The sequence below is a fragment of the Pseudomonas sp. K5002 genome, from assembly GCF_013386655.1.
Lineage (GTDB): Bacteria > Pseudomonadota > Gammaproteobacteria > Pseudomonadales > Pseudomonadaceae > Aquipseudomonas.
The window spans coordinates 1-1,494 of the sequence record NZ_JACARK010000976.1 but is presented as its reverse complement, the minus strand read 5'-3'; the positions used below and the strand labels follow the sequence as shown (position 1 = coordinate 1,494).

Annotated in this window: 2 protein-coding genes; both read left to right on the top strand. The window is 62.2% G+C overall.

What is annotated here, in order from left to right; all coding sequences use genetic code 11:
* Positions 1-556, top strand: a 556-nt coding sequence (locus HX846_RS32035) for an alpha/beta fold hydrolase (protein ID WP_177123757.1), incomplete at its 5' end; no start/stop codon positions are given.
* A 100-nt stretch (positions 557-656) separates the two neighbouring features.
* Positions 657-1,460, top strand: a complete 804-nt coding sequence (locus HX846_RS32030; RefSeq protein ID WP_003213127.1) for a hypothetical protein — start codon at positions 657-659, stop codon at positions 1,458-1,460.
* Positions 1,461-1,494 lie beyond the last annotated feature (34 nt).

The window sequence follows — 1,494 nt, the reverse complement described above, 5'->3', positions numbered from 1 at the left end:
CCCGCTGATTGTGCTGGGCCACAGCGAAGGTGCACTGGTGGCCGCCCTCGCCGCCCCGCAGCTCAACCCGGCCGGGGTGATTTCACTGTCGGGCAGCGCGCGCCCGGTGGACCAGGTGATCCGCCAGCAACTGGCCGACCATATGCCTCCAGCGCTGTTACTGCGCAGCAACCAGATTCTCGATCACCTCAAGGCCGGCCAGGTGGACGCCGATGTGCCCACCCCCCTTGAGGGCATTTTCCGCCCCAGCGTGCAGCCCTATCTGATCAGCCTGTTCCGCGCCGACCCTTCGGCGGCCTTTGCCAAATTGACCATGCCGGCGCTGATCGTCCAGGGCACCAATGACCTGCAGGTCGGCGTGGCCGATGCGCAACAATTGCAGAAGGCCAAGCCCGACGCCGAGCTGACGGTGATCGAAGGCATGAACCACGTGATGCGCATCGTGCCCAACAACGTGAAGCAGCAACTGGAGTCCTATAACGACCCGCAGTTGCCGCTGGCGGCTGAACTGGGCACCCGCCTGGTTCGCTTTATCGACGGACTTCGCGCCAGTTAAGCGAGTATTGCCCCTCCAGTCCTGAGCAAAACGGCCGATAAGCCATGGGTCGACAGCAAAAAGCCTGTCGACCCGCAGAGCTTGGACAGGATCGCGCCGAATGACGAACACCGAAGCAACACCCGAACCTACCGCCGACACCACGGCTGACACCGAGGCCGCCGCATCGGCCGCGTTACCGTGGGCGGAGGTGCAGGCCGAACATTTCAAGATGCTGCGCCTGGCCCCTTTGGCCACCGACCGTGCCACGGGCGTGCGGCCCCTGCGCTTTGTGCAGTTTGGCTGGGCCGAACGCAACAACAAGGACCACAGCCTGCTGCGCATGGTCATTCAGTTGCCGGGCCAGCGGGTGCGCCGGGAACAGAACCATTTGGATATCTGGGTCGATCACGCGACCCATCGGGTGCACTTTGGCCCGGGCAACAGCCTGGAGATCGAGCCGGCTAACCGCGGCATCGGCCGTTTCCTGGTAGCCCAGGGCGCCGCCTGGGCGAAAAAGAAGTGGTCGCACTACCGCGTCGACGGCGTCGACCTGGCCAACAAGGACGCCCTCAACGAAGCCACGCGCCTGCGCCGGGATCACTTCCTGCGTATCCAGGGCTTTGATGTGGCGTACGCCGATGTCCAGCATTTGAAGGGCAACGTGCAGCCGGGCAAGGTCAGCGATGTGCTGGACAGCTGGAACACCGAAAAGCTGCAGTTCGTGGAGATTCTGGAAGCGGCGCAGATGCTGCAACAGGCCGAGCAGAACCTGGCGGAACAGGAAGTGAAACTGCGCAAGGAAGAGGAAAAAGTCACCAAGTTCAAGCGCGAAGACAGCGGGTTGCGCTTCACGATTACGTGCCTGGTGGCGTTTACCGTGTTTCAGGCGGGGTTGTTGATCTGGATTGCGACGCATCGATAATCCGGTTTATCAATTGAAACCGGATCAAAATGTG